24 protein-coding genes, 1 tRNA gene and 1 riboswitch are annotated in these 22956 nt (G+C 70.0%); of the genes, 11 read left to right on the plus strand and 14 right to left on the minus strand.

What is annotated here, in order from left to right; translation table 11 throughout:
* Positions 1–199: 199 nt before the first annotated feature.
* Positions 200–652 (minus strand): GreA/GreB family elongation factor, encoded by a 453-nt coding sequence (locus ABTZ89_RS14675; RefSeq protein ID WP_351044506.1) that lies wholly within the window; start codon positions 650–652, stop codon positions 200–202.
* A gap of 70 nt (positions 653–722) precedes the next feature.
* Positions 723–1448, minus strand: coding sequence for a Clp protease N-terminal domain-containing protein (locus tag ABTZ89_RS14680; protein ID WP_351044541.1), 726 nt, complete (start codon positions 1446–1448; stop codon positions 723–725).
* Between the two features lie 476 nt (positions 1449–1924).
* Here ABTZ89_RS14680 and ABTZ89_RS14685 point away from each other — a divergent pair, with 476 nt between their 5' ends.
* Positions 1925–2395, plus strand: a complete 471-nt coding sequence (locus tag ABTZ89_RS14685) for a YcxB family protein (RefSeq protein WP_351044509.1) — start codon at positions 1925–1927, stop codon at positions 2393–2395.
* Here the strand turns inward: ABTZ89_RS14685 and ABTZ89_RS14690 are convergent.
* Entirely contained in the window at positions 2337–3881 is a 1545-nt protein-coding gene (locus tag ABTZ89_RS14690; protein WP_351044512.1) for an SDR family oxidoreductase, read from the minus strand. The two genes, ABTZ89_RS14685 and ABTZ89_RS14690, sit on opposite strands and share 59 nt — an antisense overlap.
* Positions 3882–4033: 152 nt before the next feature.
* Between ABTZ89_RS14690 and ABTZ89_RS14695 the strand changes: the two genes are divergently transcribed.
* The gene (locus ABTZ89_RS14695; protein ID WP_351044514.1) at positions 4034–5392 is read left to right on the plus strand and encodes a cryptochrome/photolyase family protein; all 1359 of its coding nucleotides are present in this window, start codon (positions 4034–4036) and stop codon (positions 5390–5392) included.
* Between the two features lie 9 nt (positions 5393–5401).
* Here the strand turns inward: ABTZ89_RS14695 and ABTZ89_RS14700 are convergent, their stop codons facing one another.
* The 6 genes from ABTZ89_RS14700 to ABTZ89_RS14725 form a co-directional block, all read right to left on the minus strand.
* Complete coding sequence (locus tag ABTZ89_RS14700; protein WP_408641928.1) at positions 5402–5893, minus strand: TspO/MBR family protein; 492 nt, start codon at positions 5891–5893, stop codon at positions 5402–5404.
* A 144-nt stretch (positions 5894–6037) separates the two neighbouring features.
* Positions 6038–6166 (minus strand): hypothetical protein, encoded by a 129-nt coding sequence (locus ABTZ89_RS38955; protein WP_502949549.1) that lies wholly within the window; start codon positions 6164–6166, stop codon positions 6038–6040.
* 43 nt (positions 6167–6209) lie between these two features.
* Complete coding sequence (locus tag ABTZ89_RS14710; RefSeq protein WP_351044545.1) at positions 6210–6377, minus strand: hypothetical protein; 168 nt, start codon at positions 6375–6377, stop codon at positions 6210–6212.
* Positions 6378–6390: 13 nt separating this feature from the next.
* Positions 6391–6462: transfer RNA gene (locus ABTZ89_RS14715), tRNA-Val, on the minus strand.
* A 103-nt stretch (positions 6463–6565) separates the two neighbouring features.
* A complete protein-coding gene (locus ABTZ89_RS14720; protein ID WP_270952524.1) occupies positions 6566–7030 on the minus strand; it encodes a peroxiredoxin in 465 nt (154 codons plus the stop codon).
* A gap of 112 nt (positions 7031–7142) precedes the next feature.
* Positions 7143–7577 (minus strand): DUF3052 domain-containing protein, encoded by a 435-nt coding sequence (locus ABTZ89_RS14725; RefSeq protein WP_270952525.1) that lies wholly within the window; start codon positions 7575–7577, stop codon positions 7143–7145.
* A gap of 296 nt (positions 7578–7873) precedes the next feature.
* Between ABTZ89_RS14725 and aceE the strand changes: the two genes are divergently transcribed.
* The gene (gene aceE / locus ABTZ89_RS14730) at positions 7874–10642 is read left to right on the plus strand and encodes a pyruvate dehydrogenase (acetyl-transferring), homodimeric type (RefSeq protein WP_270952526.1); all 2769 of its coding nucleotides are present in this window, start codon (positions 7874–7876) and stop codon (positions 10640–10642) included.
* A 47-nt stretch (positions 10643–10689) separates the two neighbouring features.
* On the opposite strand, the gene ABTZ89_RS14735 is transcribed toward aceE, so the two are convergent.
* Positions 10690–10830, minus strand: a complete 141-nt coding sequence (locus ABTZ89_RS14735) for a hypothetical protein (protein ID WP_270952553.1) — start codon at positions 10828–10830, stop codon at positions 10690–10692.
* A 38-nt stretch (positions 10831–10868) separates the two neighbouring features.
* Between ABTZ89_RS14735 and ABTZ89_RS14740 the strand changes: the two genes are divergently transcribed.
* Positions 10869–11912 carry an isocitrate/isopropylmalate dehydrogenase family protein gene (locus ABTZ89_RS14740; protein WP_351044518.1) on the plus strand — a complete coding sequence of 348 codons (1044 nt, stop codon included), beginning with the start codon at positions 10869–10871 and terminating at the stop codon, positions 11910–11912.
* A 113-nt stretch (positions 11913–12025) separates the two neighbouring features.
* Here the strand turns inward: ABTZ89_RS14740 and ABTZ89_RS14745 are convergent, their stop codons facing one another.
* Positions 12026–13297, minus strand: a complete 1272-nt coding sequence (locus tag ABTZ89_RS14745; protein ID WP_351044521.1) for a M14 family metallopeptidase — start codon at positions 13295–13297, stop codon at positions 12026–12028.
* Between the two features lie 87 nt (positions 13298–13384).
* The gene (locus tag ABTZ89_RS14750; protein WP_351044524.1) at positions 13385–14032 is read right to left on the minus strand and encodes a nicotinamide mononucleotide transporter family protein; all 648 of its coding nucleotides are present in this window, start codon (positions 14030–14032) and stop codon (positions 13385–13387) included.
* Between the two features lie 94 nt (positions 14033–14126).
* Positions 14127–14260, minus strand: a riboswitch (FMN riboswitch).
* A 172-nt stretch (positions 14261–14432) separates the two neighbouring features.
* Here ABTZ89_RS14750 and ABTZ89_RS14755 point away from each other — a divergent pair.
* A complete protein-coding gene (locus ABTZ89_RS14755) occupies positions 14433–15614 on the plus strand; it encodes an MFS transporter (protein WP_351044526.1) in 1182 nt (393 codons plus the stop codon).
* A 79-nt stretch (positions 15615–15693) separates the two neighbouring features.
* Positions 15694–15927, plus strand: a complete 234-nt coding sequence (locus tag ABTZ89_RS14760; protein WP_270952531.1) for a DUF3263 domain-containing protein — start codon at positions 15694–15696, stop codon at positions 15925–15927.
* A gap of 73 nt (positions 15928–16000) precedes the next feature.
* On the opposite strand, the gene ABTZ89_RS14765 is transcribed toward ABTZ89_RS14760, so the two are convergent.
* Entirely contained in the window at positions 16001–16894 is an 894-nt protein-coding gene (locus tag ABTZ89_RS14765) for a peptidoglycan recognition protein family protein (protein WP_351044529.1), read from the minus strand.
* A 132-nt stretch (positions 16895–17026) separates the two neighbouring features.
* Positions 17027–17758, minus strand: coding sequence for a mechanosensitive ion channel family protein (locus ABTZ89_RS14770; RefSeq protein WP_270952533.1), 732 nt, complete (start codon positions 17756–17758; stop codon positions 17027–17029).
* A gap of 218 nt (positions 17759–17976) precedes the next feature.
* On the opposite strand from ABTZ89_RS14770, the gene ABTZ89_RS14775 reads away from it, so the two are divergent.
* The 5 genes from ABTZ89_RS14775 to ABTZ89_RS14795 all read left to right on the plus strand — a co-directional run bounded on the left by ABTZ89_RS14775 (position 17977) and on the right by ABTZ89_RS14795 (position 22828).
* The gene (locus ABTZ89_RS14775; RefSeq protein WP_270952534.1) at positions 17977–19191 is read left to right on the plus strand and encodes a PucR family transcriptional regulator; all 1215 of its coding nucleotides are present in this window, start codon (positions 17977–17979) and stop codon (positions 19189–19191) included.
* A 195-nt stretch (positions 19192–19386) separates the two neighbouring features.
* Positions 19387–20307, plus strand: coding sequence for an ACP S-malonyltransferase (locus ABTZ89_RS14780; RefSeq protein ID WP_351044534.1), 921 nt, complete (start codon positions 19387–19389; stop codon positions 20305–20307).
* Complete coding sequence (locus ABTZ89_RS14785) at positions 20304–21284, plus strand: beta-ketoacyl-ACP synthase III (RefSeq protein ID WP_270952536.1); 981 nt, start codon at positions 20304–20306, stop codon at positions 21282–21284. The genes ABTZ89_RS14780 and ABTZ89_RS14785 overlap by 4 nt, the downstream gene beginning before the upstream one ends.
* A gap of 63 nt (positions 21285–21347) precedes the next feature.
* Positions 21348–21587 (plus strand): acyl carrier protein, encoded by a 240-nt coding sequence (locus ABTZ89_RS14790; protein ID WP_270952537.1) that lies wholly within the window; start codon positions 21348–21350, stop codon positions 21585–21587.
* Positions 21584–22828 (plus strand): beta-ketoacyl-[acyl-carrier-protein] synthase family protein, encoded by a 1245-nt coding sequence (locus tag ABTZ89_RS14795; RefSeq protein ID WP_351044538.1) that lies wholly within the window; start codon positions 21584–21586, stop codon positions 22826–22828. The genes ABTZ89_RS14790 and ABTZ89_RS14795 overlap by 4 nt, the downstream gene beginning before the upstream one ends.
* Positions 22829–22956 lie beyond the last annotated feature (128 nt).

Here is a 22956-nt window from a genome sequence, read left to right on the forward strand (position 1 = left end):
GTCCGAGTCGAGCACCACGATCTCCTGGTGCCCGTCCATCTTGGGTAGGAAAGGGTGCACTTCCAGTACGCCGAGGAAGCGGCCGAAGTTCTTGTAGGCGCCCGACATGCCCGGGTGCGGGGGGATTGGTGCGATTTCAATGGAAATCGGACCTCGAAATTCCATTGAAATCGCGTTCGGAGCCCCAGCCCCTCGGTCGTCAGCTCGGTCGGCGGATGCTGAGGACTTCGACCTCGGCTTGGCCGTCGGGCGTCGGATACCGGACCGTCTCGCCCTGCTCGCTGTGCACCAGCGCCAGTCCCAGCGGGCTTTCGGAGGTCACCGTGATGTCCTCCTCTCCGGCCAGGACTTCCTCGGGGATCGCCACGACCTTGTAGGTCTGGGTCGAACCGTCGGCCGAGCGCAGCACCACTTCGGTCCCCGGGGCCACGCCCTGCACCTCGATCCCACCGGCGAGCAGGTTCTCCAGTTCGGCGATGCGGTCGTCGATCGCGACGATCTCGTCCCCGCCCTGCAGCTCCTGCGACGAGTCGCCGCTGTCGCCCGGGCCGGCGCTCTGCACCAGCTCGTCCACCAGCCGCTTCCGCCGCGCCCGCAGCGAGCGGATCTCCTCCGCCAGCCGCTCTCGCGTGGTCGATTCCGCACCGGCCATCGCCGCTCCTCCCCCGAAGTTTCCGCAGCTCATGCTCAACTTCGGCGGCTGGCAGCACAACTCGATCAGGTCACTCCGCGAGCTTCCCGGTGATCTCGGCCAGGTTGGCCGCGATGTTCTCCTCGCAGGCGGCCTTCTCGATCCCGAACCCGGAGAGCACGCCGGTCCCGGCCTCGTTCTCCAGCAGCGCCAGCAGGATGTGCTCGGTGCCGACGTAGTTGTGCCCGAGCCGCAGCGCTTCCCGGAAGGTCAGCTCCAGCACCTTCTTCGCCGCCCCGTCGAACGGGACGAGCGCCGGCATCTCATCGGCCGCGGCGGGGAGCGACTCGACCACCGCCTGTCGAACGGCGTCGAGCGAAACGCCCTGCGCGACGATGGCCTTGGCGCCGAGCCCGTCGGGCTCCCCCAGCACTCCGAGCACCAGGTGCTCCGGCTGGATCTCGGCGTTCTCGGCCGCGCGGGCCTCGTTCTGCGCCAGCACCACGACGTTGCGGGCGCGCGGGGTGAACCGGCTGAACCCCTGGCTGGGGTCGAGGTCGGAGACCTCACCGGGCCCCTTCGGCACGAACCGCTTCTGCGCGGCCTGCTTGCTGACGCCCATGCTCTTGCCGATGTCGGTCCACGAGGCCCCGGACCGCCGGGCCTGGTCGACGAAGTGCCCGATCAGGTGGTCGGCGACCTCCCCGAGGTGCTCCCCGGCGACAACGGCGCTGGAGAGCTGTTCGAGCGCGTCGCCGTGCACCTTCTTGATGGCGTTGATCAACTCGTCCAGCGAAACGTGGTTGGAAATCTTCATCTCATCCATACGTCAACCATAGGTTGACGCTCTCTTGTCGTCAACCACAAGTTGACGATCGCGAGGGGAGTCGCTCCGCCAACGTCCGAGCGAACGCAAGAGCAGCAGGATCGACGGGTTCCTGCTCAGCAGCCGACCGCAGCCAGTCGGCGAGCGGCGCCGCGAGAGCCGGCGAGAAAGCAGCGATCCACCGAGCGCTCCTAGCCCGCGCCTCGGCGATGTGCTCGGTCGAACCGCCACCGAGATCGGCGACCACCTCCGGCCGCGTGGCGAGCAACCCGCCAACGCGCCAGTCCCCACCAGTGGAAGCGGCAGCAAGCCGCTCCAACGCCCCCGCAACCTCGACGAGCTCGTCCCGCTGACCCATGCCCACATCATCCGCACCGGCACCCGCCCCCGCTGCCCCCGGCCGCGAAGCGCTTTGCATCCAGCGAAAACCCGCGCTGCCGCGCCCGAACGAGCTCTAAGATCCACTGATGCAGATCTCGACCTCGGTGCCCTACGACGAGCAGCGCCTGCGACGCACGTTGCGCTTCCTCGCCAACCGCCAGATGAAGCCCTTCCGCATCCTGGGCGTGGTCTTCCTCGTCCTCGGCGCCGCGGTCCTCGCGCTCGACCCGACGTCATCCGCCGGATACGGCATCCTCGCCGGCGGCCTGGTGCTGCTGTTCGCGGTCGTCCCGCTCACGGTGGCCTCGGGAATGCGCATGCAGTCCGAAGTGATCAAGCAGGGCTACCACCTGTCCCTGACCGACGAATGGGCCCAGATCACCTACCCCCTGGCGGAATCCCGCTTCCGCTGGCAAGGCCTGAACCGGATAGTCGAAACCCCGGAAGCCTGGTACGCGATGTTCGGCAAAGCCCAAGCCCTGACGATCCCGAAAGAACTCATGACCCCCGAACAGCAGGAGGAGTTCGCCGCTTTCGCGGCCCACCTGTCGAAGTAGTCCCGACGGCGCTGGACGCACTTCGAGCGGCAGCACCGAGAATCCTGCGCACCATGCCGCCGAAGACCAAGCCGTGGAACGGCGCCGCCGCCCACCAGTAGAGGTGCCCCAGCAGGCCGCGGGGGATGAACACCGCGCGCTGCCGGTAGCGCGTACCGCCCTGCGCAGGCTCGACGGACAGCTCCAGCCAAGCCCGGCCCGGCACCTTCATCTCGGCGCGCAGCCGGAGGAAACGGCCCTCCGCCAGCTCCTCGACCCGCCACCAGTCCAGCGCATCGCCCGTGCGCAGCCGCTCCTGATCACGCCGTCCGCGGCGCAGGCCGACGCCGCCCAGCAGCCGGTCGATCCACCCCCGCACCGCCCAGGCGAGCGGGAACGAGTACCACCCGTTGCGGCCGCCGATGCCTTCGACAACGCGCCAGACGGCCTCCGGGGACTCGCTGGTGATGCGCTCGCGCACATCCCGGTAGACGGTGCCACCGGACCACTCCGGGTCGGACGGGATCGGCTCCCACGGGGCGCTGACCGGTGACGCGTCCGACCACCGCGTCTCGACCTCACCGCGCTGGATCTTGCGCAGCGCCAACGCGACCGCATCGCGGAAGCGGGTCAGCCCTCCCTCGGGGCGCGCGATGTGGTCGTCGATGTCGTGCTCGGCGCAGACGGCCTCGCTGACCAGCGACTCGATCAGCGGCATGCCGATGCTGCGCGGCACCGGGGTCACGATGTTGATCCACAGCGAGCTGAGCTTGGGCGACAGGACGCTGACCGGCACCATCAGCCGCCGCGGAAGTCCGGCCACCGCGGCGTAGGTGCGCATCATCTCCGCGTAGGTGAGGACGTCCGGACCGCCGATGTCGAAGGACCGGTTGACCTCGGCGGGCAGATCCGCCGCCGCGACCAGGTAGTGCAGCACGTCCCGCACGGCGACCGGCTGGACGCGGTTGCTCACCCAGCGCGGCGTGACCATCGCAGGCAGGCGCTCGGTGAGGTACCGCAACATCTCGAAGCTGGCCGAACCGGAACCGATGATCACCGCAGCCTGCAGGACCGCAGTCGGCACGCCGCTGCTCAGCAGCATCTCCCCCACCTCGGCGCGCGACCGCAGGTGCTCCGACAACTGCCCGGTAGCGGGATGAACTCCGCCGAGGTAGACGATCCGCGACACCCCGGCCTGCTGCGCGGCCCGCCCCGCGATGGACGCCGCACGCCGGTCCAGATCGCCGAAACCCTTCTGCTGCAAGGAATGCACGAGGTAGTACAGGACGTCCACGCCTTCGCAGGCCGCCCGCACCTCATCGGCGTCCAGCAGGTCTCCGCGCACCACCTCGACCTGGTCGCGCCACGGCACGTCGCGGAGCTTCTCCGGCGTCCGGACCAAGCAGCGCACCCGGTACCCGTCGACCAGCAAGCGCGGCACGAGCCGCCCACCCACGTAACCGGTGGCGCCGGTCACCAGGCACAACTTCGATCCCCCGGTTCCCATCCGCGCTGGGTACCCCGTTTCCGCACCGGGCAAGCGGAACTCCGTTCCACGATCGGGTTGAGCGGCGTCCGGCACGCAGCTGTCCGAAAGGGGTTCGCGGCTTCGCCCGCTGATAGCCTCGACCGAATTCCCGTGAGACGAGGGCGAAATCGTTGCGCACGTCGATCTGCCTGTTCACCCGCGATCTGCGGGTCCACGACAACCCGGTCCTGCAGCACGCCGCACGGGCTGATCGAGTGATCCCTCTGTTCGTGCTCGACGAAGCAGTGCTGCGCGGCCCCTTCACCCGGCCGAACCGCACCGCTTTCCTGCTGGACTGCCTCCGAGACCTGCGCACTTCGCTCGGTGAACTCGGCGGCGGTCTCGTCGTGCGAACCGGCACTCCCGCAACCGAGGTCGCGGGGCTGGCCGACGAGGTGGGCGCGACCGAAGTCCACGTGGCCGCCGACGTCAGCGCCTACGCGCAAGCCCGCGAGGACAGCCTGCGAGAGGCTCTGCGCACCCGCGAGTGCGCGCTGCACGTCCACGACGCCGTGGTGACCGCGCACCCACCGGGCGACCTCGTCCCGGGCGGCAAAGACCACTTCGCTGTGTTCACCCCGTACTTCCACCGCTGGGCCGCCGCGCCGATGCGACGCGTCGCGGCCACGCCCGAGGCGCTGCGGATGCCTCGGCTGCGGACCGGCAAACTGCCCACCCGCGAGGAGCTCTGCCCCGGGGAGCTGTCGCCGGAGCTGCCGACCGGCGGCGAGTCCGCGGGTCGGCAGCTCGCGCGGCAGTGGTTCGCCGACGGGATCGCGGAGTACGAGAGCGGACACGACGACCTCGCCGGCGACGCGACGTCGCGGCTGTCGCCGTACCTGCACTTCGGCTGCGTATCCCCGGTCGAACTCGTCGACCGGGCCGGGAACAGCGAACCCGAGCGCGCCTTCGTCCGCCAGCTCGCCTGGCGGGACTTCCACCACCAGGTGCTCGCCGCTCGCCCCGCGTCCAGCCACCGCGACTACCGCCCGAGGGGCGATCAGTGGCGCGAAGACCCGGAGGCGTTCCGGGCGTGGTGCGACGGCCGCACCGGCGTTCCCCTCGTCGATGCCGGGATGCGCCAGCTCGCGGCGGAGGGCTGGATGCACAACAGGGCACGGATGATCACGGCCTGCTTCCTGGCCAAGACTCTCCACCTCGACTGGCGCCTGGGTGCCCAGCACTTCCTCGACCTGCTGGTGGACGGCGACATCGCCAACAACAACATGAACTGGCAGTGGATGGCGGGCACCGGCACCGATACCCGCCCGAACCGGGTGCTCAACCCCGTCCGCCAAGCCGAGCGGTACGACCCGACCGGCGAGTACATCCGCCGCTACGTCCCGGAACTGCGCAGCCTGCCCGCGAAGGCGCTGCACGACCCGCGGCGCATCGACCCAGCCGACCTCGACCGCCTCGGCTATCCCGCCCCGATCGTCGACGTCGACGCGGCCAACGCGCAGTTCCGCGCCGACCGCGGACAACCGTGACGCCAGCGGTCAGTTCAGCGCCACGATCGACGCGTTGAGCGCCGTGGCGAACAGCGTCCAAGCCAGGTAGGGCAACAGCAGCACCCCCGCCAACCGATCTCGCCGCCAGAACAGCACCGCAGTCACCACGATCACGACGTCGAGCAGGACGATCTCGAACAACGCCGACGGGCGCTGGCCCGCGACGAAGAACAACGGCGTCCACGCCGCGTTGAGCACCAGGTTCACCCCGTACCAAGCCATGGCGGGGCCTCGCGACCGGCCCGGCCCGGCGCACCAAGCACGCCACCCGGCGACCGCCATCAAGGCGTACAGGACCGTCCACACCGGGCCGAACAACCACGGAGGCGGGGCCCATGGCGGTTGCTGCAGCGACGCGTACTGCTCGGCGGACGTGGCCGCGGCAATCGACCCGATCACCGCGACCACCAGCACTGCGCCGATGAGAACCGCTGCGGCGGCGACAGCTTCCCGCTTCGAGCACCGCATCTCGGCGAACATGTCCTGCCTCCAGCTGATCCATGCCGGTCGGGACGGGTGCTCAGGCAGGCAGCGGCATCACGACGTCGTCGAGGCGCCCACCGCGCAGGCACCAGTCGCCGGATCCGTGCTCGTCGAGCCACCCCAAGCAGTCGCGCAGGCTGATCAGACCGTCCCGCACAGCCCCGCGGCCTGCCGGTAGGTGTACCCGCGGTGGTAGGTCACCAGCACCTCCTGCGTGACCCCCTCGGACTGCGCCGCATCGCGCACGATGCGCTGCACCAGGCCGAACACCGGGTCCGCGATGTGGTCGTAGAGCTGCGCGAAGGCGATCTCATCACCCCTGGCGACCGCTCCCCACCTCTTCCGGCGAGGGCAGCATCCCGCCCGGGAAGACGTACTCGTGGATCCAGGTGCAGGAGCGGTAGGTGGCGAGCAACCCGACCTCGGCATCGGCGCCCAACCGGTGGAAGAAGTCGCGGGGGCGCTCGATCCGAATCAACACCAGATCGAAGGAGTGGGCGCAGTAGGGTTCGAACCTACGACCCCTTGCTTGTAAGGCAAGTGCTCTTCCGCTGAGCTATGCGCCCTGGGTGGTGGCCGGCCGGGCCGGGGGCCCGGTTGATCACCGCCGACACCTTACCCGTCGGTTCGGGCGATCCGGGCACCCGGTCGGCCACCTCCAGAACCGGATCAGGCCGTGAGTTCGGCCAGAGCCTTCTTCCAGACGTTCTGGTCGCGGGCCTCGCCCGGCTGGTTCACCTCGGCGAAGCGGACCTTGCCCTCGGTGTCGATCAAGAACGTGCCGCGGTTGGCCATGCCGGCCGCCTCGTTGAACACGCCGTAGGCCTTGGCGATCTCACCGTGCGGCCAGAAGTCCGACAGCAGCGGGAAGGTGTAGCCCTCCTTGTCCGCCCACGCCTTCAGCGCGAACGGGGAGTCGACCGACACGCCCAGCACCTGGACGTCATCGTTCTGGAAATCGCTGAGGTCGTCCCGGACCTGGCAGAGCTCGCCCTGGCACACCCCGCTGAACGCGAACGGGTAGAAGACCAGCAGGACGTTCTTCTTGCCGCGGAAATCGGCCAGCGAGACCTTTTCCTTGTTGTAGTCCGGCAGAGTGAAGTCCGGCGCCTGCGCACCGACCTCGACCGTCATGGGCGAACCCTCCTGTTCGACGTGACCTTGTCACCGCCGAACCTACACCGACGAGACGCACGTGGGCACCGATGGATTCCACCGGTGCCCACGTGCTGGAACTCGTCGATCGTCAGCGCTTGGCCTTGCTGGACCGGTAGGCCAGCCTCGTTGCCTTCCAGCTGTCGCTGACGGTCACGTTGGCCGTCTGGGCCAGGTTCGCCGTCGACGCTGCCTCCGTGATGTCGGCCGGGTCGACCGATCCATCCCGGCCGGTCTTCGGGGTCAGCACCCAGATGACCCCGTCGTCGGACAGCGGCGTCATGACGTCGAGAAGCGTGTCCGTCAGGTCGCCGTCGTCTTCGCGCCACCACAGCAGCACGACATCGACCACTTCGTCGGCATCCTCGTCGAGGAGTTCGCTCCCGCAACGTTCCTCGATCGCGGCCCGGACATCATCGTCGACATCCTCTTCCCAGCCGATTTCCTGAACAACCATCTCGGGCTCGATGTCGAGCCTCTCGGCGACGTCGGCTTCGCCTTTACCGGCGTCTCCCGCGGCGACCACGGTTTGCTCACTCCTCCAATGCACAGGTGCGACACCCGCGTGGTGCCGCACGTCTTCCAGATATGGCCGATAGCGAACACTGCGAACCACCATCGGCGCAACTGCTGGCGGCACGACACGCCGCAGCAGCGGTCAGGCCACTGACTGTAGACCGGGAAATCCACCACCAAAAGCCTGGTTCGCGGCACGGCCGCCGCAGGTGTGCGCATCGGTGGCCGAAATGGGGGACGATGACAGTGTTCGAAGTCACTGTTCGAACACCCCGCCACCGCCACGACGCAGTCGAGGAGTTCCCTTTGTCCCCGCTCAACAACGACTCCGGTGCCGCCCCCACCCAGCGGGTTCGGGTCATCCGGGACGGTCTCGCCTCCCACCTGCCGGACATCGATCCGGAGGAGACCCAGGAGTGGCTGCAGTCCTTCGACTCGGTGCTGTCGGGCCACGGGCAGCAACGAGCGCGCTACCTGATGCTGCGCCTGCTGCAGCGAGCCCGCGAGAGCGGCGTCGGCGTCCCGTCGCTGACCAGCACTGATTACGTCAACAGCATCGCCACCGAGCAGGAACCCTGGTTCCCCGGCGACGAGGAGACCGAACGCCGCTACCGGGCCTGGATGCGGTGGAACGCGGCGATGATGGTGCACCGCGCGCAGCGCCCGGGCGTCGGCGTGGGCGGCCACATCTCGTCGTTCGCGTCCTCGGCCAGCCTCTACGAGGTCGGGTTCAACTGGTTCTTCCGCGGCAAGGACCACCCCGGCGGCGGCGACCACCTCTACATCCAGGGCCACGCCTCCCCCGGCATCTACGCCCGCGCGTTCCTCGAAGGCCGGCTGTCCGCCGACCAGCTCGACGGGTTCCGCCAGGAGTACTCGCACGCCGGCCCCGGCGGCGGACTGCCGTCCTACCCGCACCCGCGGCTGATGCCGGACTTCTGGGAGTTCCCCACCGTTTCCATGGGCCTGGGCCCGATGAACGCGATCTACCAGGCCCGGTTCGACCGCTACCTGCACGACCGCGGCATCAAGGACACCAGCCAGCAGCGGGTGTGGGCGTTCCTCGGCGACGGCGAGATGAACGAGCCCGAATCGCGCGGCCTGCTCCAGGTGGCCGCCAACGACGGTCTGGACAACCTCACCTTCGTGATCAACTGCAACCTGCAGCAGCTGGACGGGCCGGTGCGCGGCAACGGCAAGATCATCCAGGAGCTGGAGGCGTTCTTCCGCGGCGCCGGGTGGAACGTGATCAAGGTGATCTGGGGCCGCGAGTGGGACGCGCTGCTGCACGCCGACCGCGACGGCGCGCTGGTCAACCTGATGAACACCACCCCGGACGGCGACTACCAGACCTACAAGGCCAACGACGGGGCGTTCGTCCGGGAGCACTTCTTCGGCCGCGACCCGCGCACCAAGGACATGGTCAAGCACCTCTCCGACGACGAGATCTGGGGCCTGCGCCGCGGCGGGCACGACTACCGCAAGATCTACGCGGCGTACAAGGCGGCCACCGAGCACCACGGCCAGCCGACCGTCATCCTGGCCAAGACGATCAAGGGGTACGGCCTCGGCCCGCACTTCGAGGGCCGCAACGCCACCCACCAGATGAAGAAGCTGACCCTGGACGACCTGAAGCAGTTCCGGGACAGCCTGCGGATCCCGATCTCCGACGACCAGCTCGACCCCTACCTGCCGCCGTACTACCACCCCGGCCAGGACGCGCCGGAGGTCCAGTACCTGCAGGACCGGCGCCGCCAGCTGGGCGGGTACCTGCCGGAGCGGCGGACCAAGGCCAAGCCGCTGGTGCTGCCCGGCGACAAGGTCTACGAGGTGATCAAGCGGGGTTCGGGCAAGCAGGAAGTCGCCACCACGATGGCGTTCGTCCGGCTGCTCAAGGACCTCGCCAAGGACCCCGAGATCGGGCCGCGGATCGTGCCGATCATCCCGGACGAGGCGCGCACGTTCGGCATGGACTCGATGTTCCCGTCGCAGAAGATCTACAACCCGCTCGGCCAGCTCTACACGCCGGTGGACTACCAGCTGATGCTGGCCTACCGGGAGAGCGAGCAGGGGCAGATCCTGCACGAGGGCATCAACGAGGCCGGGTCGACCGCGTCGTTCACCGCGGCGGGCAGCAGCTACGCCACGCACGGCGAGCCGATGATCCCGATCTACATCTTCTACTCGATGTTCGGCTTCCAGCGCACCGGTGACGGCTTCTGGGCCGCCGCCGACCAGATGGCCCGCGGGTTCGTGCTCGGCGCGACCGCCGGGCGGACCACGCTGACCGGTGAGGGCCTGCAGCACGCCGACGGGCACTCGCAGCTGCTCGCGGCGACGAACCCGGCGGTGGTCGCCTACGACCCGGCGTGGGCGTTCGAGGTGGCGCACATCGTCAAGGACGGCCTGCGGCGGATGTACGGCGAGGACGCCGAGAACGTCTTCTACTACCTGACCATCTACAACGAGCCGTACCAGCAGCCGGCCGAGCCGTCCGGGCTGGACGTCGACGGGCTGCTGCGCGGCCTGTACCGCTACCAGGCCGCTCCCGGCGGGGAGGGGCCGAAGGCCCAGATCCTCACCTCGGGCGTGACCATGCCGCTGGCGCTGAAGGCGCAGCAGATGCTCGCCGAGGAGTGGGGCGTGCAGGCCGACGTGTGGTCGGCGACGTCCTGGTCGCAGCTGCGGCGCGAAGCCGAGGCCGCCGACCGGCACAACCTGCTGCACCCGGAGGCCGAACCGCAGGTGCCGCACGTGACGCGAGCGCTGTCGCAGGCCGAAGGGCCGGTCGTCGCGGTCAGCGACTGGATGCGCGCGGTGCCGGACCTGATCCGGCCGTGGGTACCGGGCGACATGGTGAGCCTGGGTGCGGACGGGTTCGGGTTCTCCGACACCCGCCCGGCCGCGCGACGGGTGTTCCTGGTCGACGCGGAGTCCACTGTGGTCGCGACGCTGGCCGCGCTGGCGCGCACCGGCCAGGTGGACAGGTCCGCGGTCGTCGAGGCGACCCGCCGCTACCGCCTGGACGACGTCCAGGCCGCCGGACCGCAGACGTCGGACTCCGGCCTCGCCTGATCGAGCGGAACGCGGGGGCACCTCCGCAGCGGAGGTGCCCCCGCGGGTCAGACCGCGTGGAGGCCCGGGTCCCGGTCCTGGGTGACGAAGCTGGCCGCCGTCGTCGCCGGGGCGCCCGGCTTCGAGACGTACGGCAGGACCCGGTAGTCATGTCGGAGCCGTCGCGGCCGGAGCTCGCGCATGGCCACCGGGTAATACTGCTGTCCGGATGATCCATACTGCCCGGATGCGGGTGGCATGCATCGACGGCGACGGAATCGGCCCCGAACTGGTGGGCAGCGCACGGGAGGTCCTGGCCGCCGCGGCGGACGCCGACGGGATCTCGATCGAGTTCGTCGACGAACCCGGCGGGGCGCGGACCTTCACCGAAACCGGCGCACCGCTGGCCGAAGGCGCGCTGGAGCGGTTCCGGACCACCTACGACGCCGTGCTGAAAGGTCCGGTCGGGTTGCCCGAGGTGCGGCATCCGGACGGCACGGAGGCCGGTGTGCTGGGCGGCGTGCTGCGCAACGGGCTGGACACCTACGCCAACGTGCGGCCGGTCCGGCTGCTGCCGGGCGTGCGGGAGACCGGTTCACCGATCGACTACGTGATCGTCCGCGAGAACACCGAGGGCTTGTACCTCTCGCGCGGCAGCGGGGTGCGCAACGACCACGCGGCCAGCGATCAGCTGCTGATGACCCGCGTCGGCGTCGAGCGGATCGTCCGGTTCGCCTTCGAGCTGGCGCGCAAGCGCTCCGGTGCGCCGAAGGACGGCGTGCAGCGGGTGACCTGCGTGGACAAGAGCAACGTGCTGCGCAGCTTCGCGTTCTTCCGCGCGATCTTCGACGAGATCGCCGTGCAGTACCCGGACGTCGAAGCGGACCACCGCTACACCGACGCCGCCGCGCACGACCTGGTGGCCGATCCGGCGCACTTCGACGTGCTGGTCACCGAGAACTTCGTCGGCGACATGCTCAGCGACCTGGGTGCGGCGACGGTCGGCGGGCTGGGCATGTGCCCGTCGGGCAACATCGGCGGCACCGCGGCCTACTTCGAGCCCGTGCACGGCAGCGCCCCGTCGCTCGCCGGAACCGGCCGGGCCAACCCGACCTCGCAAATCCGCAGCGCAGCAATGCTGCTGGAACACGTCGGGGCCACCGCCACCGCACGGCGGATCGAGGCGGCGGTCGAGTCCGCATACGCCGGAGGTGCCGTCCGGTTGCGTCCGGACGGCACCCCCGAATGCGGCACCGAAGGCGTCACCGAAGCCGTCATCAGCCGACTCTGACCGGTTACGCCCATCTCACTCCGTGGACCGCAGTTTCAATTGAAACTGCGCCTGGCCCCTCACGAGATCCGCAGTTTCAATTGAAACTGCGGCTCGGCGGAGCACCGGACGGCTCAGCAGGACAGCGGTCGGCCTTCGGCGATGTGGAACTGCGCGCGGGAGTCGAGCAGGAGGGCGACCAGCGAGCGGGCCTCCTGACGCATCGGCACCACTCGCCCGCCGTCCGGGCCGGGTGTGCTGCGCACGCCGTGCAGGTCGAGCTTGTCGCGCACCGCACCGAACTGGTCCGCCGTCAGGCCGTACGCGCACGGCGGGTTCTCGTCGACCTGGCTCGGAGCCTCGTTGTCCGCACCGTCGAAGTAGATCGGCCCCTGGCCGAGCAGACCCGCTTGCCGGGCGGTAGCGGTCGCGGTCGCGATCTCGGCGCGGCGCTCGGACATCATCCGCAGCGTGGCCGCGACCCCGGTGCGGTGGGAGTCGACGCGGCGGCGGTTGTTGACCGCCGGATCGGCCTTCTCCTCGTCGGTGAGCGGGTCGACGCGGGTTTCCACCAGCAGGCCGAGAGCGTTCTTGACGCCGATGGTGTTGCGCAGGATCCGCTCCTGCCCGTCGCCGGCGACCTGCTTGACCGGCTCACCGGTCTCCGGGTCCGTCCAGATGCCGTAGATGCCGGTGGAGAACCCGGTGTCCTCGACCGCGGGCCGGACGTACTCCTCGGACAACCGCTCCGACTCGTCGTGCACGCCTTCGGCGGCGTTGAGGTTGCGCGGCCACAGCGCGAGGAGGTCCTTGACGTAGTAAGGCGGCTTGGCGCCGTACTCGTGCAGGTCGTGCACCACGTCGGGCCGCTCGTCGCGGATCACCTCCGCCACGGCTTGCGCTTCCGGCGTGTTCAGCGCGATGTGGTCGCGGTTGATGTCCACGCCGTCGGCGTTGCCGCGGGTGTTGGCGACGTTGCCGTCCGGGTTGGCGTTCGGCACGAACAGCACGCTCGTGGTGCTCAGGAACTTGCGCACCTCCGGGTCTTCGGACAGCCCGAGATCGCGGATGGTGCTCAGGCAGGCCTCGCGGCCGGAGGGCTCGTCGCCGTGCTGCGAGCAGGTGAACAGCACTGCGGTGCGCGCTCCCCGAGCGCCGACGCGGACCAACCGCAGCGGGCGGTCCTGCTTGGTCTTGCCGATCTGCTCGACCGAAACCTGCTGGCTGGCCTCGTCAACGGCCTGCAGGAACTCGGTCTCCTCCTCCGGTGTCGTCCACCGGCTGCCGTCGGTCTGCTCGAAACCCGTCGTCGGTGCAGCGGTCCGCTCCTGCGCGGACGCCACCGGCGTCACGAGCAGAGCACCGACCGCCAGCGGAACCACCGCGCTGCGCGCGAGACGCCCCATTTCGACCCCTTTCGGCGATGTGCGACGACTCGCATCCACCACCGCCGAACGTCAGGAGTCAAGCGGTGAAGGCACTTTCGTGTTCGTTCAGGCCTCCACGGCGACGCTCTGCCGAGCGCGTTGCACGCGGGCCGTGCGGTTCCAGCTCCACCAACCGTGGATCACCAGGGCGGCGAAGACCACGTAGATCGCCGCACTGAAGTGCAGGCCGGACGCGATCTGCAGCGGGACGCCCACCGCGTCCACGGCCAACCAGACCAGCCAGAACTCGACAAGACCGCGCCCCTGCGCCCAGAACGCGACCAGAGTGCCGATGAAGATCCAGGAGTCCGGCCACGGCGCCCACGAGGCGTCCAATGCGGACAGCAGCAGCGCGAACGCGGACGTGCCGATGGCCAGCGCACCGACCAGCACGAGCCGCTCCACGACGGAAGCCTTGCGCACCACGACGCCGTAGACCGGGTCGCTGCGGCGGTTCCACGCCCACCAACCGTAGATCGAGATCAGCAGGATCATCACCTGCCGGACGGCCAGCCCGCCCAGGTGCGCCGAGGCGTAGACGGCGAACAGCAGCACCGTCGCCGAGACCTGCACCGGCCAGGTAGCCAAGGTCCTGCGCTGGGCGAGGAAGACCACTGCCAGGGCGCACAGCTGCCCGACGAGTTCCGCCCACGAGATCTGCTGGCCCAGCACGGTGATCCCGTTGCCGAGCACCCATTCCGCGACAGCCTGCACGCCCGCTCCTCCCACCTGCGACGTGCGCACCGGGGTATGCGGGCAGCCCGGAGCGGACACCTGCCGACACCGACAGCCCTACCCCGGTCGACCCGTGCGCTGCCTCTCATCCGGACTTTCACCGTCGGTTCCGGAATTCCACCGGATCGGCCGACACCTCGCGGGGCGAGGCGCCGGTTCGCGGACTGTTACCGCCGGTTCGGATTTTCACCGAGCCCCGGAGCGCACGACTTCGTTCGTTCTGCGCAACATCGTGCGCCTGCTGATCTGTTCCCGCGCCAATACGTGCGTCGCGTCACATCGGCTCCTGGCGCGAAAACCGGTTGCACGGCGACCGAAGCGCCCTGGATCTTCTCCTGGTGCGCAGATCCGACGCCCCACGTGACCACGGGCTCGACCGATGAACCGCGCTCTCGTCCTGCTGCTGTCCCTGACCTGCGGGATCAGCGTTGGCAACATCTACTTCCCGCAGGCGATCAGCCCCCTGGTCGCCACCGGCCTGGGCGTCCCCGTCGACGCGGCTGCCATGGTCGCGACGGCCGTGCAGTTCGGCTATTCGATCGGCATCTTCCTGCTGGTGCCGCTCGGCGACCGCGTCCCGCACCGGCTGCTGATCACGTCCCTGCTCGCCATCACCGGCCTCGGCCTGCTGACGGCCGCAGCGGCTCCCGCGCTGCCACCGCTCGTGGCAGCGAGCGCCCTGATCGGCACCACGAACGTGATCGCACCCCTGATCAGCCCGTTCGCCGCCGGTTTGGCGGGCGAGCACCGCCGCGGCGCGGTCATCGGGACGCTGCTGAGCGGGTCGATCGGCGGGATGCTGCTATCCCGCGCGTTCGGCGGTTCGCTCGGCGAGTGGCTCGGGTGGCGGGCTCCGTACCTGGTGTCCGCGGCGCTCGTCCTGATCGTGGCCGTCGTCCTGGCGTGCGCGCTGCCGAGCACGGAACCTCCGTCGGCGCAGCGCTATCCGGCGTTGCTCGGCGAATCGCTGCAGCTGCTCCGCACCGAGCCCGAACTGCGGCGTTCCTGCTTCTACCAGGCGATGGTGTTCGGGAGCTTCACCGCCGTCTGGACCGGGGTGGCCCTGCTGCTCACCAGTCCGGTCTACGGGCTCGGCGCACCGGCCGTCGGAGCGCTCGCGGTGGTCGGCGCGGCGACCATGGTCTGCACTCCGATCGCCGGCCGCCAAGCGGATCGGCGGGGTCCGGACGCCGTCAACCTGGTGTGCACGATCGGCACGATCACGTCGGCCGCGCTGCTCGCCGTCGGCAGCTTCGGCGGGGCGGTGGGACTGGTGTCCCTCGTACTGGGCACGCTGGTGCTCGACGTCGCGATGCAGTCGGGCATGGTCGCCAACCAGGTGCGGATCTACGCGTTGCGCCCGGAAGCCCGCAGCAGGCTCAACACGGCCTACATGACCTGCGCCTACCTCGGCGGCAGCGCCGGATCTTGGCTCGGGGTGCGGGCTTTCGCGCACTTCGGCTGGCCGGGCGTGTGCGGGCTGGTGGTGCTGCTGTCCGGATCAGCGCTGGCCGGGCTCCTGCTCTCGATGCGCCGCAGGGGTGCGGGAGCGGCGGTGTGAGCAACGCCCTCGGATGGCCGATCGAACAGGCGTGCAGGCGCCGGTAGACTCGATCAGCAGCTCGAGGAGGGGACGCCGGATGAACGACACCGATCACGCCATCCTCGCGTTCGAGCTCGAGCACTGGCAGTACCAGGGCAACAAGGAGCGGGTCATCCAGGAGCGCTTCGGGTTCTCCCCGAACCGCTACTACCAGCGGCTGAACCGCCTGCTGGACGAGCCCGAAGCCCTGAAGCAGCAGCCCGCGCTGGTCAAGCGGCTGCTGGACCAGCGGGACAAGCGAGCCCAGCGCCGCACCGCCCGCGACGTCTGATCCGCTGAGCGGCTCCCCGAACGAAGAAGCCCCGCCGCACCTGGTCGGCACGACGGGGCTCTCGTCCTGATCCCTACTGCTGGGGTTGCTGGGCGGCGTGCTGCTCCGGGGTGAGCTGGCGGGCCTGCTGGATCCGGACCAGCTCCGCCAGCAGCGGTGCCGCCTGGTCCGGCGGCATCGCCTGGAACGCCTTCTTGATCGCCTCCGGGTCCGCGGCCCCCGCCTGCGCCGGGATCTGCGGCGCCTGCTGCTTGCCCACCACGGTGTTCACCAGGTCGACGAGCATCGCGACGACGGTGCGCGGCCCGACCTCGGTGTGCCAGCCCTGGATCTCGCCGTTCGGTCCGCGCGGGCCGAGCAGCTCCTGCTCCAGCCGCCGGAGGATCGCGTCCTGGTCCGGGGTCATCTGGTCCTCCTGGTCCTTGTTCCCGAGATCGGCGCGGAACCGGTCCATGTCGACGTGACCGGGGTCGATCTTGCCGGTGGTGCTGGTCTCCTTGTGACCGCGCGCGGCGTCCATCGGGCGGCCCAGGTGGTCGAGCACCGCGCGGGTCGCCTTCAGCGCCGCCGAGTACTGCTCCGGGCTCGGCCCCTGGTCGACGCCCTGGTAGTCCCACTCGAAGCCGACGTAGAGGGTGTTGCCGTCGCCTTCCGGGTTGGGACCGGAGGCCTTCGCCTCGCCCGCGTGGTTGGCGCGGCCGGCGGCGATCATGTGCACCACCCCGTCGAAGCCGATCACCGCGTGGCAGAGCGGTCCGGCCAGGTCGGGGCGACCGTCGATGCAGAGTTGAACGCTCGGTGCTGGGTTCTCGCGAGAAGCAGGCGTGGCGGTGTGGTGCTCGAGCACGCCGACCGGTGCCGGCTGCGGCCCCGAGGTGGCGGTGCGCTCCCGCCAGCCGTCGGTTTCGACCACCGTCAGCCCTGCCGCGCGCAGCGCGTCCGCCAGCCAGACGAGGGGCAATGCCAACCTGATCACTCTCCTGGCTTGATCCGTTCCTCCATGGTGTCGCCATCGAATCCGGGCGACCACGGCCAAGTGCGTGAAAATGGTCGGGACCCACCCAACGGGTGAGTCCCGACCATTCGGCTTTCCGGCGGATCAGAGTCCGCTGGTGTGCGGATTCGTCGGCTCCGGGGCCGGTTCCGCGCCGTTCTTCTTGCTGCCGTTGGCGGTGCCGAACTGCGCTTCCACGCCGCTCAGCCACTTCCCCCAGCGCTGCTGCATCGGGCCGATCAGACCGCCGCCGACACCGACGACGATCACACCGCCGATGGTGGCCAGCACGGTCACCAGGATCGGGGTGGTCACGGTGAGCGCGATGCCCATCTGGTTCAGCGCGGCGATCACGCCGAGGGCGACGATGAAGCCGAAGGTGATCTTGCTCAGCACGCCGCCGATCGGGCGGCCGCCCAGGGCGCCGCGCACCAGGTCGCCGACCACGCGGCCGACCGCGGCGGCCACCAGCACCAGCACGATCGCGACGAGCACGCGCGGCAGGAACAGCACGATCTGGTCGATCAGGTCCTTGACCGGGTTCGGGCCGAAGGCGCCGAGCGCGAGCTGCAGGAAGATCAGCAGGACGAAGTAGTAGACGACCTTGATCAGCAGGCCGCCGAGATCGACCTGCGACTTGGCCGTCATGTCGGCCAGGCCGGCGCGCTTGAGCAGCCGGTTGAACCCGAGCCGCACGAAGAGCACCTGAATGGCTTTCGAAATCGCCTTGGCGATCAGCCATCCGATGAGCAGGATGATCAGGAACATGAAGAGCTTCGGCACGAATGTGGCGATGGCGGCCCAGGCCTGGGCCAGCCCTGTTTGCAAGGTATCCACGATTTCACCTCGGAAAAGCCGACGGGCGACGTTAGTGGGTGATCGTTTCCTCTAGTCGGCGAATCGACAAACCGAAAGCCCGACTCGAAAGGGGGAATTGATTCCCCGAATGGATTAAAGAAAATCACCCGGGGTCAACGCAGCCGGGGATGTGAGCCCGCCCGCACCGGCGAACCGGTGCCCGCCACCGCTGATCGACGGCGTGCGATTCTGGAGTCATGAGTACCGAACGCGCAGGTGAGCGGGATACCGGTACGCAGCGGCAGATCTCGGCCGCCACGCTCCGCCGCCTGGAGCGCGCTTCGGGCGGGCTGGCCGGGTCCAGCGTCAGCGCGATGGAGCAGCGGCTGCCGTGGTTCCGCCGGTTGCCCGCCGACCAGCGCGCCAGCGTGCTGCTGGTGACCCAGACCGGCGTGTCCAACTTCGTGGCCTGGCTGCAGGACCCGACCGAGGCGATCCGGCTGACCGCAGAGGCGTTCCGCGCCGCCCCGCGCGACTTGTCCCGCTGGGTCAGCCTGCGGCAGACGCTGGAGCTGGTGCGGGTTGCGATCGACGTGTTCGAGCAGCAGCTCCCGGAGCTGGCCGACGAGCAGTACGAGCGCACCCTGCTGACCGAGTCGATCCTGCGCTACACCCGCGAGATCGCCTTCGCCGCCGCGACCTCCTACGCCGCCGCCGCCGAGGCACGCGGTGCGTGGGACGCGCGGCTGGAGGCGCTGGTCGTCGACGGGATCGTGCGCGGCGACGCCGAGGAATCACTGCTGTCGCGGGCCGCTGCGCTGGGCTGGGAGCCCTCCTCCGAGGCGACCGTCCTGGTCGGCAACGCCCCGTCCGACGACCCGCCGACCATCGTCTACCAGGTGCGCAGCCGCGCGGCGCGGGTCGGCTGCCCGGTGCTGCTCGGCGTGCAGGGCTCCCGGCTGGTGCTCGTCTTCGGCAGCACCGAAGACGGCCGGTCCACCGAGGAGACGGCGCTGCGGCTGTCCGAGGCGTTCGACGAGGGCCCGGTGGTCGTCGGACCGACCGCGCCGAGCCTGGCCGAGGCGCACCGCTCGGCCGCGGACGCGATGTCCGCGCTGCGGGCCGTGGTGGCCTGGCCGACCGCACCGCGCCCGGTGCCCTCCGGCGACCTGCTGCCCGAGCGGGCGCTGGCCGGCGACCCGGAGGCCGAGCGGCAGCTGGTCGAGCGGATCGTGCTGCCGCTGGTGGACGCCGGCGGTTCCCTGATGGAGACCGTCGACACCTACCTCGAGGTCGGCGGCGTACTGGAGAACTGCGCGCGGCAGCTGTACGTGCACCCCAACACCGTCCGGTACCGGCTGCGCAGGGTGGCGGAACTCACCGGTCGCACGCCCTCCAACGCCCGCGACGCGCACGTGCTGCGGGTGGGCTTGGCGGTCGGCAGGCTGGCCAAGGCGCACGGCCTCTGGTGACACCGCGGTCACGCCCGGTACCAGGGGTTTACCGCCGTTGACCGGTGAGTCACCGACCGGACACGCCCGACAACGATTCACCCCCGCACCGGGCCGGGCGCGTTCGGCGCTTGTAGACACCCCACAACTTTGCGCTCCGGACTTCGTCCGTCCCGGCATCACTCCGATCGCACCGCGGCGTGTTCAGTAGCAAGGGTGATCGCGCTTCTCGCCCCTGGACAGGGGTCCCAGACCCCAGGGATGTTCAACCCGTGGCTAGAGCTGGACGGCGTCGCCGAACGCCTCGGCGCCTGGTCCGAGCTGACCGGCCTGGACCTGATCCGACTCGGCACCACCGCGGAGGCCGAGGAGATCAAGGACACCGCGGTCACCCAGCCGCTGGTGGTGGCGCTGTCGCTGATCGCCGGCGAGGAGCTGCGCCGCCGCGTGACCGTGCCGGAGGGCACCCCGGTCGCCGGGCACTCCGTCGGCGAGCTGGCCGCCGCAGCGGTCGCCGGTGCGCTGAGCTCCGATGACGCCGTGGCGCTGGCCGCGGTCCGCGGCCGGGAGATGGCCGCGGCGTGCGCGCTGGAGCCGACCGGCATGTCCGCCGTGCTCGGCGGCGAAGCCGACGACGTGGTGACCCACCTGGAGCACCTCGGCCTGGACCCGGCCAACCGCAACGGCGCAGGTCAGATCGTGGCCGCCGGCCGCCTGTCCGCGCTCGAGCAGCTCGCCGCCGAACCGCCCGCCGGGGCCCGCGTCCGGCCGCTGCCGGTCGCCGGTGCCTTCCACACCCGCTTCATGGCGCCCGCGCAGGACACCCTGGCCAAGCACGCCGAGCAGGTCAGCTCGAGCGATGCCGCGCTGCCGCTGCTGTCCAACGCCGACGGCGCGGTGGTCACCGACGCGGCCGAGATCGTGCGCCGCCTGGTCTCCCAGGTGACCAGCCCGGTCCGCTGGGACAGCTGCATGGCGGCGCTGGCCGAGCAGGGCGTCGAGGCCGTCGTGGAGTTCCCGCCCGCAGGCACCCTCAGCGGCCTGGTGCGCCGCGAACTCAAGGGCGTCAAGACCGTCGCTCTGAAGACCCCCGCCGACCTGGACAAGGTCGCCGAACTGCTCGGGAGCGACGAGTGACCAAGCCCCGCATCGCCCAGAACGCCGCTCCGGCGGGCACCCGCCTGCTCGGCTTCGGCAGCACCCAGGGCAACCGGATCGTCACCAACCACGACCTGGCCAAGCTGGTCGACACCAACGACGAGTGGATCCGCCAGCGCGTCGGGATCGTCCACCGCCGCCTCGGCGACGAGAACCAGACCGTGGTGAACATGGCCGCCGAGGCCGGCTCCAAGGCCGTCGCCGACGCGGGTCTCACGCCCGCCGACATCGACCAGGTGATCGTGGCGACCTGCACCATGCCGGGCGGCATCCCCAACGCCGCGGCCCAGGTCGCCGACCAGATCGGCATCAAGGCCCAGGGCGCCTTCGACGTCAACGCCGCCTGCGCCGGGTTCGTCTACGCGCTGTCCGTCGCGTCGGACGCGGTGCGCGCCGGTTCGGCCCGGAACGTGCTGGTGATCGGCTCCGAGCGGTTCCAGGAGTGGATCGACTGGGAGGACCGCGGGAACTGCATCATCTTCGCCGACGGCGCGGGTGCGACCGTGGTCGGCCCGTCCGACGAACCCGAGATCGGCCCCAGCGCGCTGGGCAGCGCCGGTGACCTGGTCGACACCATCTACCTGCGCGACGGCAAGTACATCTACCAGGAAGGCCAGGCGGTCTTCCGGTGGGCGACCACCCAGATCGCTCCGGTCGCCGCTCGCGCGGTCGAAGCCGCTGGTCTGAAGCTGTCCGATGTGGACGTCCTGGTGCCGCACCAGGCGAACCTGCGGATCGTGGAGGCCATCGCCAAGAAGCTGCAGAGCCAGGGTGCGCGTGAAGACCTCGTGCTCGCGCGTGACATCGTCTACTCCGGCAACACGTCGTCCGCGTCCATCCCGCTGGCCATCGACCACATGCGGGGTGCTGGGGAGATCTCCAGCGGGGACGTGATGCTGCTCGTGGGCTTCGGGGCCGGGCTGTCGTACTCCGCCCAGGTCGCCGTCTGCCCCTGACCCCCAGCTGCCGCAGGCCGCAGGCCGGCGGTGAGGAACGCAAGTACCAGGAAGGAAACACCCGTGTCCAACGAGGAAATCACCAAGGGTCTGGCCGGCATCGTCGAAGAGGTCGCCGGTGTCGACGCCGCTGACGTGTCCGTCGACAAGTCCTTCGTCGACGACCTGGACATCGACTCGCTGTCCATGGTCGAGATCGCCGTGCAGGCCGAGGACAAGTTCGGCGTGAAGATCCCGGACGACGAGCTGGCCAACCTCAAGACCGTCGGTGATGCGGTGGACTACATCGCCAAGAACGCATGACGACCGAAGTCGTCATCACCGGGCTGGGCGCGACGACGCCGCTGGGCGGCGACGTCGCGTCCACTTGGGACGGGTTGCTGACCGGCGCGACCGGCATCAAGCGCCTCGAGGAGGAGTGGGTCGACCGCTTCGAGCTGCCCGCCAAGATCGGCGCGCCGCTGGCGGTCGATCCGTCCGAGGTCCTGCCGCGCGTGCAGCTGCGGCGGATGGACCGCTGCGAGGCGATCGCCGTCATCGCCGCCCGCGAGGCGTGGGCGGACGCCGGTTTCGAGCGGCCCACCGACGACTCCGAGGACGTCGACCCGGACCGCTTCGGGGTGGCGCTGGGCACCGGCATCGGCGGCCCGAAGACCCTCCTCGAGCAGGACGACCTGCTGGAGGAGTACGGGCTGCGGAAGGTCTCGCCGCTGACCGTCCCGATGCTGATGCCCAACGGTCCGGCCGCGATGGTCAGCCTGGACCTGCGGGCCCGCGCCGGGGTGCACTCCCCCGCGTCGGCCTGCGCTTCGGGCGCCGAAGGCCTGGCCAAGGGCTTCGACATGATCCAGCAGGGGCACGCCGACGTGGTGGTCGCCGGTGGTGCGGAGTCCTGCATCCACCCGGTCACCATCGCCGGGTTCGCCCAGGCCCGGACCCTGAGCACCCGCAACGACGACCCGGAGCGGGCTTCCCGCCCGTTCGACGTCGACCGCGACGGGTTCGTGATGGGCGAGGGCGCCGGGGTGGTCATCCTGGAGAGCGCGGAGCACGCCAAGGCGCGCGGCGCGCGGATCTACGCCCGGCTGGCGGGCGTGGGCATCACCTCCGACGCCTACCACATCACCGGCAGCCCGCCGGACGGTCGCGGCCAGATCGCGGCGATGCGCAAGGCGATGCGCACCGGCGGCCTGGAGCCGTCGGACATCGGGCACGTCAACGCGCACGCGACGTCGACCGTGGTCGGCGACGTCGGCGAGGCCAACTCGGTGCGCGCCGCCATCGGTGACGGCGCCGTGGTGACCGCGCCGAAGGGCTCCCTCGGCCACCTGGTCGGCGGCGCCGGAGCGGTGGAGAGCATCGCGACGATCCTCTCGCTGCAGAACGGTGTCATCCCGGCTACTCGGAACCTCGAGAAGCTCGACCCGAAGGTCGAGGTGGACGTGGTCGCCGACAAGCCGCGGCACGTGGAGCAGACCGCTGCGATCAACAACGCCTTCGGCTTCGGCGGGCACAACGTGGCCCTCGCCTTCACCAAGGCCTGACGCAGACGCGACGAGGCGGGGGGGGGGCCGGGGGGGCCCCCCCCCGGGTTGGCCCCCCCCCCCCCCCGGGGCCCCCGGGTTTAAATTAAAATTAGATATTTAATTTGGAAAACGTTGATAAAATAAAC

Origin of the sequence: Saccharopolyspora sp. NPDC002686 (assembly GCF_040295745.1) — a bacterium.
GTDB classification, from domain to species: domain Bacteria; phylum Actinomycetota; class Actinomycetes; order Mycobacteriales; family Pseudonocardiaceae; genus Saccharopolyspora; species Saccharopolyspora oryzae.

Coding starts and splice junctions, on each gene's coding strand:
- ABTZ89_RS14690 (WP_351044512.1), bottom strand. CDS start 3,881: ATGGGAACCGGGGGATCGAAGTTGTGCCTGGTGACCGGCGCCACCGGT.
- ABTZ89_RS14795 (WP_351044538.1), top strand. CDS start 21,584: ATGACGACCGAAGTCGTCATCACCGGGCTGGGCGCGACGACGCCGCTG.
- ABTZ89_RS14675 (WP_351044506.1), bottom strand. CDS start 652: ATGGCCGGTGCGGAATCGACCACGCGAGAGCGGCTGGCGGAGGAGATC.
- ABTZ89_RS14755 (WP_351044526.1), top strand. CDS start 14,433: ATGAACCGCGCTCTCGTCCTGCTGCTGTCCCTGACCTGCGGGATCAGC.
- ABTZ89_RS14720 (WP_270952524.1), bottom strand. CDS start 7,030: ATGACGGTCGAGGTCGGTGCGCAGGCGCCGGACTTCACTCTGCCGGAC.
- ABTZ89_RS14745 (WP_351044521.1), bottom strand. CDS start 13,297: ATGGGGCGTCTCGCGCGCAGCGCGGTGGTTCCGCTGGCGGTCGGTGCT.
- ABTZ89_RS14685 (WP_351044509.1), top strand. CDS start 1,925: ATGCAGATCTCGACCTCGGTGCCCTACGACGAGCAGCGCCTGCGACGC.
- ABTZ89_RS14760 (WP_270952531.1), top strand. CDS start 15,694: ATGAACGACACCGATCACGCCATCCTCGCGTTCGAGCTCGAGCACTGG.
- ABTZ89_RS14700 (WP_408641928.1), bottom strand. CDS start 5,893: ATGTTCGCCGAGATGCGGTGCTCGAAGCGGGAAGCTGTCGCCGCCGCA.
- ABTZ89_RS14740 (WP_351044518.1), top strand. CDS start 10,869: ATGCGGGTGGCATGCATCGACGGCGACGGAATCGGCCCCGAACTGGTG.
- ABTZ89_RS14680 (WP_351044541.1), bottom strand. CDS start 1,448: ATGAAGATTTCCAACCACGTTTCGCTGGACGAGTTGATCAACGCCATC.
- ABTZ89_RS14775 (WP_270952534.1), top strand. CDS start 17,977: ATGAGTACCGAACGCGCAGGTGAGCGGGATACCGGTACGCAGCGGCAG.